Raw genomic sequence first — 16,782 nt, 5'->3', positions numbered from 1 at the left:
ATCAAATCCCCCTATGCCCTGACCGGATAAAGACGGTCGAGGGCAATTTGAACGGTTTGCGCCAGTGCACCACTGTTGTCGATCTCATGGATCGTCATGCCTTGCGGCAACGGGGCGGCGATACGATCAAGCCGGTCATGGATTTGCTCTGCGGTTTCACGGCCACGTCTGGCCAGACGATCAGCAAGAATGTCATGATCAGCGGTCAGGTTGATTACCTCGAACGGTCCGAAATGGCCTTGGGCGCGGATCAGGGCGGTGCGTGACAGGTTGGCCAAGACGTCCTGCCCGTTTGCCAACGCCGCCTTGACCGACACCGGTATCGCATAGTGCAACCCGTGCGCAGACCAGCTTAGCGCGAATTGCCCGGCGGCCTGCCGTGCCTCGAATTCTTCCGGCGTCACGCCTTCGAAGATCTCTCCTCCCGCATCGGCGGGCCGGGTGATCACGCGACGGGCCAGAAAGATGCGCGGATCGCGGGCGACCATCGCCTCCATGACGCTGTCCTTGCCCACGCCCGACGGTCCGACCATGGCGATGAACCGTCCCCTCATGCCGCCAGTCCGGGCGTATATCGGGTCACGTCGAACTGATGATCGCAGATTGCGTCGCGCGCAGCATGGTCGTGGAAAATCCCGATGATCGCCGCGCCGCGCAACTTGGCCTCGCGGATCATCTCAAGGACCGTCGCGCGATTGGTCGGATCAAGGCTTGCTGTTGGTTCATCCAGCAGCAACGCGGGATAGGGATAGGCAAACCCGCGCGCGATATTGACCCGTTGCTGTTCACCGCCCGAAAATGTCGTCGGGCTCAGCGACCAGAGACGTTCGGGAATGTTCAGCCGCGCCAGTAATTCCTGTGCCGTCGCAATGGCATCCGCGCGCGATGTCCCGGTTGCGCGCAGCGGTTCCGCCACAACATCAAGCGTGGACACACGCGGGACAACCCGTAGGAACTGGCTGACATAGCCCAGCGTGTAGCGGCGCAGTTGAATGATCTCGCGTGGCGCAGCGGTTGCGACATCCACGTCGCCGACCAGAATACGACCGGAAGCAGTAAGGTAGTTGCCGTAGATCATGCGCATAAGCGTGGATTTACCCGCACCGGATGCACCGACCAGTGCTGCGCATTCACCCGCAGCCACGGTCAGGGATGCACCCTGCATGACCGGAATTTCGGCTGCACCCTGATTGTGCAGCACAAAGGACTTCGAGACATTTTCAATGGTTATCATGGCGTCACACCTGCAAGACTGAGGAAACGAGAAGTTGGGTATAGCCATGCTGCGGATCGTCCAGCACCTGATCGGTAAGCCCCGTTTCGATCACATGCCCGTCCTTCATCACCATCAGCCTGTCGGCCAGCAGGCGCACAACTGCCAGATCATGGGTCACGATAATGGCGCTCAGGTTCATTTCGCGCACAAGTCCGCGCAAAAGATCCAGCAGCCGCGCCTGCACCGACACATCAAGCCCCCCCGTCGGTTCATCCATGAACACCAGCCGCGGACCCGTCACCAGATTGCGTGCGATCTGCAAACGCTGCTGCATTCCGCCCGAAAAGGCGGTGGGGCGGTCATCAATCCGGTCTTGCGTTATCTCGACCCGGCCAAGCCAGTCGATCGCAGCCGCGCGGATGTCCCCGTAGTGACGCGCATTCACGGCCATAAGACGCTCTCCGACATTCCCACCTGCACTGACGTTCATCCGCAGACCGTCGCGGGCGTGCTGGTGCACAAAGGCCCAGTCCGTACGTCCCAGCATCCGGCGTTCGGCTTCCGACATGGTGATCGTGTCGCGCAACCCGTCAACGCGGGTGTCAAACCGGACCGCCCCCCGATCCGGCACCAGATGGCCTGCGAGGCAGTTCAGCAAGGTCGACTTGCCCGATCCGCTTTCGCCCACGATCCCCATGACCTCACCGGGATAAAGGTCGAACGACACATCGGTGCAGCCAATCCGTGATCCGTAGAATTTCCCAAGCGCCTCGACTTGCAACAGCGGGGTCATGCCGCGTCCTCCGAATAGGGCACGCCTTGCGCGCCGGTGTGGCCCTGGGTGCGGCGGGTGCCGCAATAATCCGTGTCAGAGCACATGAACATCCGCCCACCTGCGTCATCCATGATCAGTTCGTCCAGATAACTGTCGGTCGCACCGCACAGATCGCACGCATGATCGGCCTTTGTCGGCTGGAACGGGTAATCGTCAAAGTCGAGACTTACCACTTGCGTATAAGGCGGGATCGCATAGATGCGCTGTTCGCGCCCTGCCCCGAACAGCTGGATGCCAGCCATCTCGAGCTTTGGGTTGTCGAATTTCGGGATCGGTGACGGGTCCATGACATACCGGCCCTCGACCTTTACCGGATAGGCATAGGCTGTGGCGATATCGCCATGCTGGCTGATGTCTTCGTACAGCTTTACATGCATCAGGCCATAGTCCTCGAGGCTGTGCATCTTGCGGGTCTCGACCTCCGAGGGTTCCAGAAAGCGTAACGGTTCGGGGATCGGCACCTGATACACCAGAATCTGGTCGCTGCGCAGTTCCTGTTCGGGGATGCGGTGGCGGGTCTGGATAACGCTGGCCTCTGCCGTGGCTTCGGTCACGGCAACGCCTGCGGTCTTTTGAAAGAACCGTCGGATCGACACCGCATTGGTCGTATCATCAGCCCCCTGGTCGATCACCTTGAAGGTGTCTTCAGGGGTCAGCACAGCCGCTGACACCTGCACCCCGCCTGTGCCCCACCCGTAGGGCATCGGCATTTCACGGGACGCAAACGGCACCTGATAGCCGGGGATCGCAAGCCCCTTGAGAATGGCACGGCGGATCATCCGCTTGGTCTGCTCGTCCAGATAGGCAAAGTTATAGTCGCTCATTCTGCGGCCTCCTGCGCGATGTTGGCATGCGCCTCGCGACGCAGCTTGCGGATCAATTCCAGCTCCGATTGAAAATCGACATAATGGGGCAACTTGATATGCTCCAGAAACCCGGTCGCCTGGATGTTATCACTATGATATAAAACGAACTCTTCGTCCTGGGCAGGTGCGCCCAGATCATCCTCGCCCAGCTCTTTCCAGCGCAAGGCACGGTCCACCAAAGCCATCGAGATCGCCTTGCGCTCTGTCATGCCGAACACCAGACCATAGCCGCGCGTGAACTGCGCAGGTTCGGTTCGCGAGCCCGTGAACTGGTTGACGGTTTCGCATTCGGTGACGGTGATTTCCCCGATCTCGATGGCAAAGCCCAGTTCGGGAATGTCCATCTCAACCGCCACCGCCCCGATCCGCAGCTCGGCCACGAAGGCGTGGTTGCGCGCATAGCCACGCTGGGTGGAATAGGCCATCCCGAGGATAAATCCTTCATCCGCACGGGTCAGGGATTGCAACCGCAAGGCGCGGCCCGCGGGCAACTCCAACGGCGCGCGTGTCAGATCGGCGGGTGTCTCATCGCTTGCGGGTTCTGACTGGATCAACCCCTCGCGGTCCAGAAAGGACATGATGTGCGGCGTCGGCACCGTGGCCGTATCCCCAACGGGGGCCGGTCCCACGTCCCCCTCCGCCGCCAGCTTGAAATCCAGCAAGCGGTGCGTGTAGTCGAACGTCGGCCCCAGAACCTGCCCGCCCGGCGCATCCTTGAATGTCGCAGAGACACGCCGGTCACAGGTCATGTCTTCGGTTTCAATCGGGATGGACCCGCCGAACCGTGGCAAGGTCGTCCGATAGGCACGGATCAGAAAGATCGCCTCGATCAGATCGCCGCGTGCCTGCTTGATGGCGAGCGCCGCAAGGTCGGGATCATAAAGCGACCCCTCCGCCATCACGCGGTTGACCGCCAGCGCCAATTGTTCGCGGATTTGCGCCACGCCAAGTTCGGCCACCGAACGGTCGCCCCGGCGTTCCTCGGCCAGCCAGGCATGCGCGTTGTCAATCGCCCGTTCGCCGCCCTTTACTGCAACATACATCAGCTGACCCTTGTCGTGCGTGGCACTGCCGCAAGGCAGTCCCCACTGGTGAAAATGAAATCCAGCCCCAACGGAAAGAGCCGCGCATTGTCCTGAAACGCCCGGGTTTCGGGCAGCGACACCTGTGTCCGGTCCTTGATCCCCGGCCCTTGCAGCGTCGCACCGCTGTTGGACAGGGTTGGCAGCTCGACGATCAGCGTGGCGGAACGATCGGGATATTCCGCGGTCCCCTGCGGGAATTCGGCCAACGGCAACTGGTCCCATGCGCCGACGGCGAACATCGCATCCTGTGCCGCCCCAAATGGTGCGCCGGTGTGAAAGGTAATCCAGTCGCGCACCTGCGGCTGGTCAAGGCCCGCAGCCAGAAAGACCGGCGTTTCCGGATCACACAAGGTCAGCAGGACCGTCCCCGCCGCAGGCGACAGGGGCGCGGGCGGCTGTGCACCTGCGACCGCATGGATCGTACCGGGCCGCGCCATCGCCGTCATGACCGCGCGAAACGACCGGCTGGCCTCCTGCGGGTGATCGGCAAAACCGCCTTCCAGAATATGGGTCTGCATCAGTCTTCTCCCCGGACCATCGTAAAGAAATCAACCTTGGTGGCTGCGGCTTTGGCGGCGCGATCGGCCTTGGCCTGCATCATCGCCGTGCGCAGCGGGGTCAAAAGCCGCGTCTCGACGGCCCCTGCGGCATCGGTCTGCATAAGCGCATCCACAAGGGCCGCCTGCAGCGCGTGGTCCTTGCCCCTGCCCTGCACATACCCGTGCCCGACCGTCCCGTCCGACAGCTTTACCGACGCGCGGGTCACGGTCATCTCACCCAGATTGAAGGCGGCACCGACGGCACCGGCCTTGCCGCGCACCATGACGCCACCGATTTCGGGCGCGCGCAGAACCGTATGCGCGGGCGCGATGTCCAACCCCGTCCACAACCGCGCGACGTCGGTCGCGGGGGACTTTGCCAACAGACCCAGCCAGCCTTTGCGGGCGGCATTCGGATCGCTCATTACATTCATCTAGACACCTTTCAAAGATGTATATACAACTAGACAAATCATAGAAGGTAGCATGCCCTCTGCCAATCCCCCCAAGTGTGAAGTTTTCATGACATGACCCCCCGCACCCCGATCTGGAAAGCCATTGCCACATCCCTGCAAAGCGACATCGCTGAGGGCCTTTACGGGCCCGGTGACAAGTTGCCGACCGAAGCGGTTCTGGCGGCACGGTTTGGCGTGAACAGGCACACGGTCCGCAATGCGCTGGCCCATCTGGCGCAGGATGGGCTGGTGCATGCCAGACGCGGTGCAGGCGTTTTCGTCACCATGACACCGACCGATTATCCGATTGGCCGACGCGTGCGCTTTCACCAGAACCTGCGTGCCGCAGGCCGGACCCCTGCCAAGAAAGTCCTGCTGCTGGAAACCCGGCTGGCACATGCCTCAGAGGCGGAAGCACTGAACCTCGAACAGGGCGCGCAGGTTCATGTCTACGAGGGGCTGTCCCTGTCGGAAGGCCGGCCGATCGCCCTGTTTCGCAGCGTCTTTCCCGCCACGCGGTTCCCGACCCTGCTGACCCGGCTTGGCAGTGACCCGTCGGTCACGGCGGCGCTGCGTCATTTCGGTGTCGCGGACTACACACGCGCCTCCACGCGGGTGAACGCCAAGCTGGCGACCGCGATCCAGGCCCTGCACCTTCAGATCTCGGAACACGCGCCTGTCTTGCGGACGATCAGCGTCAATGTCGACCCTGATGGCCATCCGGTCGAGGTCGGGCGCACCTGGTTTGCGGGGGACAAAGTCACGTTGACGCTTGCGGACGCCTAAAGCGTGATCGCCATCGCTGCCTGACCTGCGGGCCCCTAACGCTGAGCCGTCATTCGTATTTCTCAAGGAACACTTCGGCGCTGAGGGTGCGAAAATCATCCAACGCGGCACGCAGCCGGTCATGCGGCCAGTCCCACCAAGCGATGGCGCTGATCCTGTCCGCGATACCAGGGGCGTACCGCGCGCGCAGCGGGACGGCAGGGATTCCGGCAACGATCGTGTAGGGGGCCACATCCTTGGTCACAATGGCACCGCCCGCGACGACAGCACCATGACCGATGGTCACGTCCGGGCGCACCTGCGCGCCATGTCCCAGCCATGTATCATGGCCGATCACCGTGCGCCGCGTCCGTCTGTGATCAAACCAAGCGTCATCGTCAGCCGCATCGTCAAAGTAGTCGGCCGACCGATAGTGAAAGTGATGCAGGCTGGCCTTTTCCATCGGGTGATCCGTGGCACCGATCCGGACATAGGCCGCGATGTTTGAGAACTTGCCCACGGTGGCGTTGGCAATGTCGGCGAAGCGGTCGCAATAGGAATAGTCGCCCATGTGGCTATGGGCCAGACGGCTTCCGCGCCCCAGTTCGACGTATCGGCCAAAACTGACATCTGTAACCTCGCAATCGGGGTGAATGAACGGCGCGTCGGCCTTAAGGCGAGCCATCAGTGACCGCCCTCGTCGCCTTTGATCAGCTTGCGCCGCACCCAGCCGGACAACGTATCCATGGACATGACCAGCAAGATGATGAGAACGATGTAATAAGTGACCTCTTCCCAGTCTTTCTGGGTTGCGATGGCCTGGGTCAGCAGCAACCCGATGCCCCCGCCGGTGATTGCACCGATGATCGTCGCGGATCGCGTGTTGGATTCGAAATAATACAGGATCTGGCTTAGCAGCACGGGTGTCAGCTGCGGAATGACGCCAAAGCGGTAGCGCTGCAATGGCGTCGCCCCGGTCGACGCAACGCCTTCGATCTGCCGTGCATCGACGTTTTCCAACGCCTCCGAGAACATCTTGCCGAATGACCCCGTATCGGTCAGCAGGATTGCCAATGCGCCGGTCAACGGGCCGGGTCCAAAGGCGCGGCTGAGCACGATGGTCCAGATCAAACCGTCCACCCCGCGCAAGAAGTCAAAGACGCGCCGCGCCGCAAAGCGCAGGATGCCCAGCGGGGTAAAGTTGCGTGCGGCCAGAAAGGCCAGCGGCAGGGCGATGATCGCGGCACCAAAGGTCCCCAGGAACGCCATCAGCAAGGTTTCGAACAGCGCCCAAAGCACATCTCCGTGCCGCCACATCGTATTGTTCCAGAAACCGCTGACGATTGCGCCGACCTCTCCGGTCACGGCACGGGACAAAAGCTGGCCCGCGCCCAGCCCGTAATAGGGACTGTCGAGCGTGAAAAAGAACAGCTCCCAACCGTAGTCGTATTTGAACACTTCCGCGCGGGACCGCGTGATGGTCAGACGACCGGCATCGGTGGCGATCATGACGCGGTTCTTGGACGCATTGATGAAATCAGGCAGGTCACCGTCAGGAAAGACCGCATTGACCCCCGTGCCATCCGGCCGGGCCGTCACGCGCCCGTAGCCGGGAATTTCATAGGTTACCTGCGGCCCCAATGTAATCACGTGGCCCTGCCCCAGATCAACCGTGGGGACAGCCCCCAGGGTCACCCAGTCCGGCGTCATTCCGTCGGGGTACTGGGCCTTGCGCTCGCCCTCGATGGACAGGGCGATGGTGCCATCGCGGTTGTCCTGCGCGACATGTGTCTTGTAGCTATAGGTGTCCGACAACAGCGTGCGGGCATTGTCCAGGTTGATCCTGTCCCCCAGCCCCGCCATGTCAAAGGACACGAAGATATAGGTGAAATAGGCAAGCAGGATCACGGGCACCGCCATCGTGGTGATCTTCTTGCGGCTGAACTGCGTGATGGTCCGGGCCTGAAGGGTTGCGGTGTTCATAGCTTTACCTCTGCACTGGACATGCCGTTGGTCAGGTGGTTGCGCAGGATGCTCGACAATTGGTCGACCAGCACGATGGTGAGAAACAGCAGGATGAAGATCGCCGCGGCCTCGTCGTATTTGCCGACGCCCCAGCTCATCGTGTTGCGCAGGTCGTAGCCGATGCCCCCCGCCCCGACAAAGCCGAGGATCGCAGAAGCGCGAATGTTGATTTCGAACCGCAACAGCGCATAGCTGAGATAGTTCGGTGCCACCTGCGGGATCACCCCCAGCCACATCCGTTGCGTCCATGTCGCCCCGACCGAGGCAAGCCCCTCGACCGGTTTGAGCGAGGCGTTTTCGTTGACCTCCGAGAAAAGCTTGCCCAGGGCCCCGACCGTGTGCAGCGCGATCGCGATCATCGCAGGGACCGGACCGCCGCCCAGCATGAAGATCAGCACAAGGGCGATGACAATCTCGGGCACGGCGCGCAGGATATCAAGCACCCGGCGCAAGGGCCCCACCAGCAGCGGCACCGGCGCAAGGCCCCGCGTCACAAGCAGCGACAGGACCAGCCCCAGAACGGCCCCCAGCAGCGTAGAGGCGGCAGCGATGTTGATGGTTTCAATCAGGGACGGCAGATATTTCACCAGATAGCCGGGCATCATTGCGGCCCGCGCGATTGCCTCGCCGAACATGGCCGACGGAAAGTCCCAGACATTGCCGATCCCGTCCCAGAACCCGCCTGCATTGCGGCTGTCGGCAGTGTGGAAACCCGCACCGAGTAGCGCCAGAAACACCACCAGCATGATGAAGTTCATCAGACGTTTGGCTTTGACCTGTGCAAGATATGCCGCGCCCGGATGGGCCGCATCTGCGCGCGTCCCTGCTTTTTCTACCATGTTTTGCCCCAAAACCTAAAGGACTGGCCCCGGAAGCTCCGGGACCAGCAGATGATCGTCAGATCGTTTTGCTTAGTTGGATTTTGCCAGACGGGCAGCCACGATAGAGGTGTAGGCCTCGTGGTCGATCGGATCAAAGCCCGACACTTCACCCCCTGCGATGGCGGCCGCACATGCCGGATCGGTTTCACCCATGGTGTCGATAATGCCCGTCACAGTGGCGCGGACGTCGTCGGGCAGCGCGTTGCGCAGAACGACAGGTTCCCCCGGGATCAGTTTTGACCGCCAGATTTCGACCAGATCGTTCATGTCGACCAGACCCGCATCAACCGCCTTGCGCAATGCGCCAAAGTTGTAGCCGTCTTCCCAATTGCCCATGCCATCGGACCATGTGACCCCTGCATCAACGTCACCGTTGTTGACCGCGACGATGGTCTGCTCGTGTCCGCCGGTAAATTTCACCTCGCCGAAGTAATCACCGTTTTCCATGGATGCGCCCGTTTGCTGCGGGATTTCGATGGAAGGGATCAGATACCCGGATGTGGAGTTCGGATCGCCAAACCCGAAGACCTTTCCCTGCAAGCTTTCGAGCGAGGTGATCCCGCTATCGGCGCGGGCGAAGCCGATGGAATAGTATCCGGTGGACCCGTCAGAGTTTACCTTGACGAGGATCGGCGATACGGCGTCCTTGTCAGCGATATGGACGGCGGCGTAGGACGAAGGCCCCATCAGCGACAGGTCGATCGTGCCCCCCAGCAAGCCCTGGATAACGCCGTTGTAATCCGCCGGTGCGAAAAGTTTGGTCGGCACCCCAAGCGCGTCTTCAACGGCGCTGCGCAGGCATTCGTTGCTGTTCATGCGGTCCTGGGCGTTTTCGCCGCCCAGGATGCCGATGCGGAATTCACTGATCGCATGGGCGTCGGCAAAGGCTGCGCCGGACATAGAAGTGGTCATGAGTGCAAGTGCGATGATCTTTTTCATCTGTGATCTCTCTTTGATTGGAAACTGCCCCGTTCGGGGGCTTTGGGGTAAAGGCAGGCGCTACAGCGCGGCGATATCGGCCAGTATCTTTCTGGCCGCTTCGTTCGTTTCGATCTGGGTCGAGGTCGTGGCTTCGGAAAAACTGGCATCCGCGCCATAGATGTCGCGGGCGGTGCCGGTGGTCAGTTGCTCTGGGGTACCGTCGAACACGATCCGGCCATCGCGCATCCCGATCACCCGGTCGCAATAGCGGCGCGCGGTATCTAGCGTATGCAGGTTGGCGATCACCATGCGGCCGTCCTGTTCGTGGATGTCACGCAGGGATTGCATCACGACCTGTGCATTCATCGGATCAAGCGACGCGATCGGTTCATCCGCCAGAATGATCCGCGGGTCCTGCATCAAGGCGCGGGCGATGGCGACGCGCTGTTGCTGGCCGCCCGACAGTGCCTCGGCGCGTTTTGGCGCGTGTTCGGCGATCCCCAGGCGTTCCAGAATGTCGATCGCGCGGTGGATGTCGCCGTCAGGATACAGGTTAAACATCGTCGACAGCGTGGACCGGCGGTTCAGCGTGCCGTGCAGCACGTTGGACACGACATCCATGCGCGGCACCAGATTGAACTGTTGGAAGATCATCGCGCATTGCGATTGCCAATTGCGCTTGGCGCGCCCGCGCAGCGCGGTGATATCCAGCCCGTCAAAGGTGATCGCCCCAGACGATGCATCGGTCAGCCGGTTCAGCATCCGCAAAAGTGTTGATTTGCCCGCGCCGGACCGGCCGATAACGCCGATCATCATCGGCTTGTCGACGGTAAAGCTTGCCGCGTGAACGGCCGTGTTCGCGCCGAATGTCTTTGTGATCTTGTCTAGTTGCAGCATGTCGCACCCCCGGTTCTGAGGCCCGTTTAGGCATGCGGCGTTTCACATTTGTGTCGGAATTATATAAGTTTTGTGAATAGGTGCAGACTGGGGTGAATTCTCTGCGGGCATCCAGATTTGACGCTATGGGCTTAGCATCAGGGGTTCAGTTTTCACCACATCCGCGACCTGATGACCCGAGAAAGCAGCCTTTATCCCCCTATCCCCTTCAGTGTCCGGCCTTGGAGTTTGCACCGCTTTTGGCGGTTACATTGCACACAAGGCGTCATCCCCTGCCCCGACGATGGCGGCACATGACGACGGCTTACGGCAGGCTTTGTACTTCAGGCGGCGATATACCGGAACCGCCGCCTGAAAGGCGGTCGTCAGGCCCCCAAGCGGCAGTAAAGTGCTGCAGCCAGTTTTGCGCGCTCAACAAGGCTGTCGACTTCGATATGTTCCGAAAGCGTGTGCAGACCGGCACCGCGTACCCCGATGGAATCCAGCGTCGGCAGTCCCAGGAACCCAGTAAAGTTGCCATCCGATCCGCCCCCCGCAGATGCGCCTGTCATCTCAAAGCCGATTTCCTTGCTGATCTCCTGCGCGAGCGACAGCATCGCCATCGTGCCGGGCTGATCGGGTTCCCAGACGGGGCGGGTCACGCCGCGACGCACCTCCATCACGACGTCCCCTGCGTCGGAGTTCAGAGCGAGCATCTTCGCCACGCCCTCGTCCAGCAGTTCCTGGGTCTTTGCCATCGACAATACCTCGGCGTCACATACCGACGAAACGCAGTTGACCCATTGGCCGGCATTGAACACCCCGACCGAGAACGTGCAGTCGTCGTTCGTCATGCCTTCGATCTGCGCCACCGATTTCGCCATCTCGGCAATCGCGGACCGCCCGTCCTTCAGGGCCCAGCCCGCGTGGCTTGGCTTGCCGCGGGTCTGCAGGTTGAAGCGCGCGATCGCATAGCGCCCGATGACAGCACCGCCATCGGCACGCGCGGGTTCGGGCACAAGGATATACTTGTGGCGCTTGGCCTCTGCCTCGATCAGCGCGCGGGTTGAGGGGGTGCCGATTTCTTCGTCCGGCGTGAACAGAACGGTGACGGGCAATGGCGTTTCGATGCCAGCGGCAAGCAGTTTGCGCAACGCATCCAGAAAGACATAGTTACCGCCCTTCATGTCTTGCAGGCCGGGACCATAGCAGATGCCGCCTTCCCGTTTGAACGGCAGCTTTGCCAGCGTTCCCAAGGGGTGGACGGTGTCCATATGCCCCAGCAGCAAGATGCCGCCTTCGCCCGCCTTTGGGTGCGGCATCACGGCACGGACACTGTCGCCAAGGCCCATGCGGCCCGGGATACGTTCAACCCGCGCGCCCAAGGCGGCAAGGTCGTGCTGGACCACATCCATCATGCGGTTCACGGCAGCCGCATCGAACGTCGGGCTTTCGGTTTCGATCCAGGGTCTCAGCCCTTCGATCATTTCGTCAGTGTCAAAAGGCAGGGCGAGCGGGTTTGTCATGTCAGGCTCCTTACCCGACGCGTACATCGGGCCGGTTTGGGTCATTGGCTAAGGATGAAAGGCGAACGCAGGATCGGCTTATGCTTTCGGCAGACGCGTCTCGACGATACGGGCATAGATCGACGCCCCGACGGGCAAGATCGCGTCGTCCAGCACGAAGGCCGGGTTGTGCAGCGGTATGCTTCCGGCATGGCCGACCCGGCAATAGGCCCCCGGCACGACCTTGAGCATGTCGGCAAAATCCTCCGACCCGGTGGCCTGCTCGGTCGATTGGGCCGCCATGTCGGTGCCTACGATGTCCGATGCCGCGGCGACATAGGCAGCGGTCAGATCGGGATCGTTCATCAGCACGTCAAAGACATTGCGCAGATCGACCGAAATTTCGATGTCATAGGCTTGGGCCATCCCCGCGCAGAGCGCGCGAATGCGCTGGTCGGCCAACTGCGATACTTCGTCGTGGAAATACCGGATCGTACCCGAAACCGTGGCGGTGTCCGGCACCACGTTATACGCGGAACCTGAATTGAATTTCGTCACCGACAGGACGACCGGTTTGGTGGGCGGGATGTTGCGGCTGACCACGCTTTGCAACTGTTGCACCAGCGCCGTGCCGATGACGATAGGATCACGCGATTGGTGGGGCATGGCCGCATGGCTGCCGGTCCCCTTGACCGTGATGTCAAAGAATGACGCGCCGGCCATGGCCGGACCGGGCGTGACCGACACGACGCCGGGTTCGGAATTCGGATCGTTGTGCATGCCGTAGATTTCATCGCAAGGGAATTTGTCGAACAGCCCTTCTTCGATCATGCGGCGCGCGCCGCCCAGTCCCTCTTCGGCCGGTTGGAAAATCAGCACCACGGTGCCGTCGAAATCACGGGTTTCCGCCAGATACCGCGCCGCGCCCAGCAGCATGGTCGTATGGCCATCATGCCCGCAGGCATGCATCCGCCCGGGGTTTTTCGAGGTGAACGGCACGCCCGACGCCTCTTCGATCGGCAAGGCGTCCATGTCCGCACGCAACCCCACGCGGCGATTGCCACCCCCTGTGCCCTTGATCAGACCGACAACGCCGGTGCCGCCAAGCCCCTCGTGGACTTCGTCGACCCCGTAGGCGCGCAGTTTTTCGGCCACGATCTTTGACGTACGGGTTTCTTCAAAGCCCAGTTCGGGATGGGCGTGAAAATCCTGACGGATTTCGGTCAGGTCGGCAGCGAATTTCTCGATCCGGGGGATGACGGTCATAGGGTGGATCCTTTGAGTGTTGGCGCGGCTTCAAGTGCGCGAAAATTGGCAAAATCCCATTGGCGGCCGGGAGCCGCGTCAATCAGGTTACGGGTGTATTCATGGGTTGGATTGGACAGCACCTCTCCGGCGGGACCGTTTTCGACGACATGACCCTTCTGCATCACCAGAACATCATCGCAGATCTGCGCCGCGACGCGCAGGTCGTGGGTGATGAACAACATGGCGACGCCGAATTTTTCCTGAATGTCGTCAAGCAGGTCCAGAACCTGCGCCTGTACACTGACGTCCAGCGCCGATACGGCTTCATCCGCCACCAGCAGGTCGGGTTTCATCGCCACGGCCCGCGCGATGGCGATGCGCTGGCGTTGCCCCCCCGAAAATTGATGCGGATAGCGGTCCAGCGCATCACGCGGGAGGTCCACCAATTCCATCAGTTCAGCGGCCTTCGCCATCGCCTCCTCACGCGACGTACCAAAGTTGATCGGCCCCTCGCACAGGCTGCGCGCCACGGTCCAGCGCGGATTGAGCGAGCGGTACGGATCCTGAAACACGATCTGGAAATGCTTGCGGTGCGGTTGCAACTGGCGACGGCCAAGCTGGGCTATTTCCGTGCCCGCCACCGTGACCGTCCCGCCCGTGGGTGTGATCAGCCGCATGATGCAGCGCGCGACGGTGGATTTACCGGACCCGGATTCGCCGACGATCCCCATCGTGCGCCCCGGTTCGATGTCAAAGGTCACTTCCTGGGCGGCCTTCACGCCACGGGATTTGAAGAACCGCCCGGCACCGCCATAGGTCATGTCCAGCCCTTCGACCCTGAGGACCGGTTTGGTCTTGGCAGGTTCGGCCCGGGCATTGCGTGGCACCAGATTGGGCACGGCCCGCAGCAGCTTCTTGGTATAATCCTCTTGGGGATTCGTCAGCAGGTCCTGAATCGGGGCGCGTTCCACGATGCGGCCTTTTTGCATGACGCTTACGGTATCGGCAATTTCTGCCACAACCCCCATGTCATGGGTAATGAACAACACGGCGGTGCCCTGACGTTCCTGCATTTCCGAGATCAGCTTGAGGATTTGCAACTGCGTGGTCACGTCCAGCGCGGTTGTCGGCTCATCCGCGATCAGCAGGTCGGGATCAAGGATCAATGCCATCGCGATCATGATGCGCTGGCGCTGCCCCCCCGACAGCTGGTGCGGAAAGGCCGAATATATGCGTTCGACATCGGGCAGATGGACCTGTTCCATCATGTCGATGGTGCGTGCGCGCGCCTGGGACTTGGACAGGTCGGTGTGCATGTTCAGCACCTCTTCGATCTGCTCTCCGACCCGCAGCACGGGGTTCAGCGCCGTCATCGGTTCCTGAAAGATCATCGCAATGCGCCGCGCCCGCAACTCGCGCATCTGCGACGGCGTGGCATTGGTGATCTCGAAATCCTCCAGCGCGATCAGGCCACCCTGAATTTCCAGCGCATCCTTGGGCAAAAGACCCATCGCCGCAAGCGAGGTGACGGACTTGCCCGATCCGGATTCCCCCACGAGGCAATGCGTTTCCCCCGCGCGGATATCAAGATCAATGCCATCCAGCACCGGTTTGGCGTTAGGGCGGCCAGTAAGGCCGACCTTGAGTTTGCGGATTTTCAGCACGCGACGTGCGTCGGTAAAGTCCTTTGACTTGAATTGCATGTCCTCAGCCCTCCCGCTTTTTCATGCGCGGATCAAGAATGTCGCGCGCGGTATCGCCCAGCAGATTGATTGCCAGAATGCAAAGTGACAGCATCAGACCCGGCCAGAAGATCAGCCCCGGCTTGATCTGGAAATAGGTCCGCCCCTCGGCCATGATGTTGCCCCAAGTCGGAATTTCCGTCGAAACGCCCGCCCCGAGGAAAGACAGGATCGCCTCGATCAGGATGGCGGAAGCGCAGATATACGTGCCCTGCACGATCAGCGGCGCAAACGTGTTCGGCATCAGGTGCTGGACCAGAATTTTAGGCATCGACGACCCCAGTGCAATGGCTGCTTCGACATAGGGTTCTTCCCGCGCCGAAAGCACGACCGAACGGACAAGGCGCACGACGCGCGGTACTTCGGGGACGGTGATCGCGATGATCACCGACATCAGGCTGGGCCCGTTCAGGGCGACCAGTGCGATGGCCAGAAGGATCGCGGGGATCGCCATCAGGCTGTCCATGATCCGCATGATCACGCCGTCAGCTGCGCGGAAGAAGCCTGCGACAAGGCCGATCATCAGACCCACTGCGACGCTGACCACCGCGGCCCCCACACCGATCAAAAGCGATACGCGCCCGCCGGTCATGACCCGGCTGAACGTGTCCCGCCCGTAAGGGTCGGTGCCCAGCCAATGTTCTTCGGATGGCGGTTTCAGGCGCGCCATCGCGTCCATCGAAAGCGGGTTGTAGGGCACATAAAGCGGCGCGAGGACTGCGGCCAGAACGATGACCACCAGGATCACCGCCGCAATTGTCGGTCCGATGCCGATGCGCGCGCCCTTTGGCAACGAAAACAAGCGGGTGAGCATGTGAAAGGCGCTAAGCCGCGGTGTTGGAATTTCAGCCATATCAGTAACGGATCCTTGGATCGAAGAAGGAATAGGAGATGTCGACCAGCAGGTTTACGAAGACGTAGATGCCTGCCGTGAGCAAGATCATCGCCTGGATCACCGGGTAGTCGCGGGCCAGGATCGCATCGACGGTCAGGCGGCCGATCCCGGGGATGTTGAACACGCTTTCGGTCACCACCACACCCGAAATCAAAAGCGCGAACCCCGTGCCGATGATGGTCAGGATCGGCACCGCGGCGTTGCGCAGCGCATGGCGGAACAGCACGACGTTTTCGCGGACGCCTTTGGCGCGGGCCGTGCGGATGTAGTCTTCGCCCAGTACCTCAAGCATCGAGGCGCGGGTCATGCGGGCAATCAGCGCGATATAGATCGTCGCCAGGGTAAGGGATGGCAGAATGGCACGGCTGAAGAAGGCACCGAAACCGGCTGACGGATCCTTGTAGCCCTGCACCGGCACCCACCGCAGTTCGATCGCAAAAATCTGCATAAAGATGTAGCCGATGACGAAAACCGGTACGGAAAACCCCAGAACCGAAAACGACATCACCAGAACATCGGCCCAGGTGCGATGACGCCACGCGGCGATGACGCCCATGGGTACCGCCAGCAGGACCGAGATCGTGATGGTCATGAGCGCGATGTTGATCGTTGGCCCCAGACGGTCGGCCAGCATACCGGCAACGGAGGTGTTTGACAAAAGCGAGGTGCCCAGATCGCCGCGCACAAGCTGGCCCATCCAGGTCATGAATTGCGTAAACAGCGGATCGTTCAGCCCCAGGCGGTCGCGGATACGCTCAAGCTGTGCAGGTGTGGCCGCATCGCCTGCAAGGATGGCGGCGGGATCGCCGGGGGTAAGGCGCAGCAGCAGGAAAACGAAGATCGCAACGATCACCATGACCGGTATCGTCGCAAGCACGCGTTTCAGAATGTAGAGGAACATGTACCGGACACTCCTAGAGGGGTTGAG

18 protein-coding genes are annotated in these 16,782 nt (G+C 61.3%); 1 reads left to right on the top strand and 17 read right to left on the bottom strand.

Annotated elements, in window-relative coordinates; all coding sequences use genetic code 11:
- Window positions 1-11: 11 nt before the first annotated feature.
- The 7 genes from phnN to phnG are packed head-to-tail and all read right to left on the bottom strand — an operon-like array spanning window position 12 to window position 4,975.
- A complete protein-coding gene (gene phnN, locus RGAI101_RS01590; RefSeq protein WP_008227137.1) occupies window positions 12-554 on the bottom strand; it encodes a phosphonate metabolism protein/1,5-bisphosphokinase (PRPP-forming) PhnN in 543 nt (180 codons plus the stop codon).
- The gene (gene phnL, locus RGAI101_RS01585; protein ID WP_008228940.1) at window positions 551-1,234 is read right to left on the bottom strand and encodes a phosphonate C-P lyase system protein PhnL; all 684 of its coding nucleotides are present in this window, start codon (window positions 1,232-1,234) and stop codon (window positions 551-553) included. The genes phnN and phnL overlap by 4 nt, the downstream gene beginning before the upstream one ends.
- A gap of 4 nt (window positions 1,235-1,238) precedes the next feature.
- Window positions 1,239-2,009, bottom strand: a complete 771-nt coding sequence (gene phnK, locus RGAI101_RS01580) for a phosphonate C-P lyase system protein PhnK (RefSeq protein ID WP_008225683.1) — start codon at window positions 2,007-2,009, stop codon at window positions 1,239-1,241.
- Complete coding sequence (locus RGAI101_RS01575; protein WP_008229342.1) at window positions 2,006-2,875, bottom strand: alpha-D-ribose 1-methylphosphonate 5-phosphate C-P-lyase PhnJ; 870 nt, start codon at window positions 2,873-2,875, stop codon at window positions 2,006-2,008. The genes phnK and RGAI101_RS01575 overlap by 4 nt, the downstream gene beginning before the upstream one ends.
- A complete protein-coding gene (locus RGAI101_RS01570; RefSeq protein ID WP_008227915.1) occupies window positions 2,872-3,960 on the bottom strand; it encodes a carbon-phosphorus lyase complex subunit PhnI in 1,089 nt (362 codons plus the stop codon). The genes RGAI101_RS01575 and RGAI101_RS01570 overlap by 4 nt, the downstream gene beginning before the upstream one ends.
- Entirely contained in the window at window positions 3,960-4,520 is a 561-nt protein-coding gene (gene phnH, locus RGAI101_RS01565; protein WP_008227042.1) for a phosphonate C-P lyase system protein PhnH, read from the bottom strand. The genes RGAI101_RS01570 and phnH overlap by 1 nt, the downstream gene beginning before the upstream one ends.
- Window positions 4,520-4,975 carry a phosphonate C-P lyase system protein PhnG gene (phnG, locus tag RGAI101_RS01560; protein ID WP_037227101.1) on the bottom strand — a complete coding sequence of 152 codons (456 nt, stop codon included), beginning with the start codon at window positions 4,973-4,975 and terminating at the stop codon, window positions 4,520-4,522. Before phnG ends, phnH begins: the two co-directional genes overlap by 1 nt.
- A 93-nt stretch (window positions 4,976-5,068) precedes the next feature.
- On the opposite strand from phnG, the gene phnF reads away from it, so the two are divergent.
- Entirely contained in the window at window positions 5,069-5,782 is a 714-nt protein-coding gene (phnF, locus tag RGAI101_RS01555) for a phosphonate metabolism transcriptional regulator PhnF (protein WP_008228325.1), read from the top strand.
- 49 nt (window positions 5,783-5,831) lie between these two features.
- Here phnF and RGAI101_RS01550 read toward each other — a convergent pair whose 3' ends face one another.
- The 10 genes from RGAI101_RS01550 to RGAI101_RS01505 form a co-directional block, all read right to left on the bottom strand.
- Window positions 5,832-6,446, bottom strand: coding sequence for a chloramphenicol acetyltransferase (locus RGAI101_RS01550; RefSeq protein WP_008226019.1), 615 nt, complete (start codon window positions 6,444-6,446; stop codon window positions 5,832-5,834).
- A complete protein-coding gene (gene phnE / locus RGAI101_RS01545) occupies window positions 6,446-7,744 on the bottom strand; it encodes a phosphonate ABC transporter, permease protein PhnE (RefSeq protein WP_008229442.1) in 1,299 nt (432 codons plus the stop codon). Before phnE (RGAI101_RS01545) ends, RGAI101_RS01550 begins: the two co-directional genes overlap by 1 nt.
- Entirely contained in the window at window positions 7,741-8,625 is an 885-nt protein-coding gene (phnE, locus tag RGAI101_RS01540; protein WP_008225522.1) for a phosphonate ABC transporter, permease protein PhnE, read from the bottom strand. Before phnE (RGAI101_RS01540) ends, phnE (RGAI101_RS01545) begins: the two co-directional genes overlap by 4 nt.
- Window positions 8,626-8,697: 72 nt before the next feature.
- Window positions 8,698-9,606, bottom strand: coding sequence for a phosphonate ABC transporter substrate-binding protein (gene phnD, locus RGAI101_RS01535; protein ID WP_008228502.1), 909 nt, complete (start codon window positions 9,604-9,606; stop codon window positions 8,698-8,700).
- Window positions 9,607-9,666: 60 nt separating this feature from the next.
- A complete protein-coding gene (gene phnC, locus RGAI101_RS01530) occupies window positions 9,667-10,485 on the bottom strand; it encodes a phosphonate ABC transporter ATP-binding protein (protein WP_008227785.1) in 819 nt (272 codons plus the stop codon).
- A gap of 365 nt (window positions 10,486-10,850) precedes the next feature.
- Entirely contained in the window at window positions 10,851-11,990 is a 1,140-nt protein-coding gene (locus RGAI101_RS01525; protein WP_037227099.1) for a M20/M25/M40 family metallo-hydrolase, read from the bottom strand.
- A 78-nt stretch (window positions 11,991-12,068) separates the two neighbouring features.
- On the bottom strand, window positions 12,069-13,235 hold the full coding sequence (locus tag RGAI101_RS01520) for a M20 aminoacylase family protein (RefSeq protein WP_008224932.1): 1,167 nt from the start codon (window positions 13,233-13,235) through the stop codon (window positions 12,069-12,071).
- Window positions 13,232-14,920, bottom strand: coding sequence for an ABC transporter ATP-binding protein (locus RGAI101_RS01515; RefSeq protein ID WP_008227886.1), 1,689 nt, complete (start codon window positions 14,918-14,920; stop codon window positions 13,232-13,234). Before RGAI101_RS01515 ends, RGAI101_RS01520 begins: the two co-directional genes overlap by 4 nt.
- A gap of 4 nt (window positions 14,921-14,924) precedes the next feature.
- Window positions 14,925-15,812: an ABC transporter permease gene (locus RGAI101_RS01510; protein WP_008227979.1), complete on the bottom strand. Its 888-nt coding sequence runs from the start codon at window positions 15,810-15,812 to the stop codon at window positions 14,925-14,927.
- Between the two features lies 1 nt (window position 15,813).
- The gene (locus tag RGAI101_RS01505) at window positions 15,814-16,755 is read right to left on the bottom strand and encodes an ABC transporter permease (RefSeq protein WP_008225304.1); all 942 of its coding nucleotides are present in this window, start codon (window positions 16,753-16,755) and stop codon (window positions 15,814-15,816) included.
- Between the last annotated feature and the right edge of the window lie 27 nt (window positions 16,756-16,782).

The sequence above is a fragment of the Roseobacter sp. GAI101 genome (assembly GCF_000156335.1).
Taxonomy (GTDB): Bacteria; Pseudomonadota; Alphaproteobacteria; order Rhodobacterales; family Rhodobacteraceae; genus Sulfitobacter.
The sequence above is the reverse complement of the archived record's forward strand: the minus strand, read 5'-3'. Positions and strand labels throughout refer to the sequence as shown.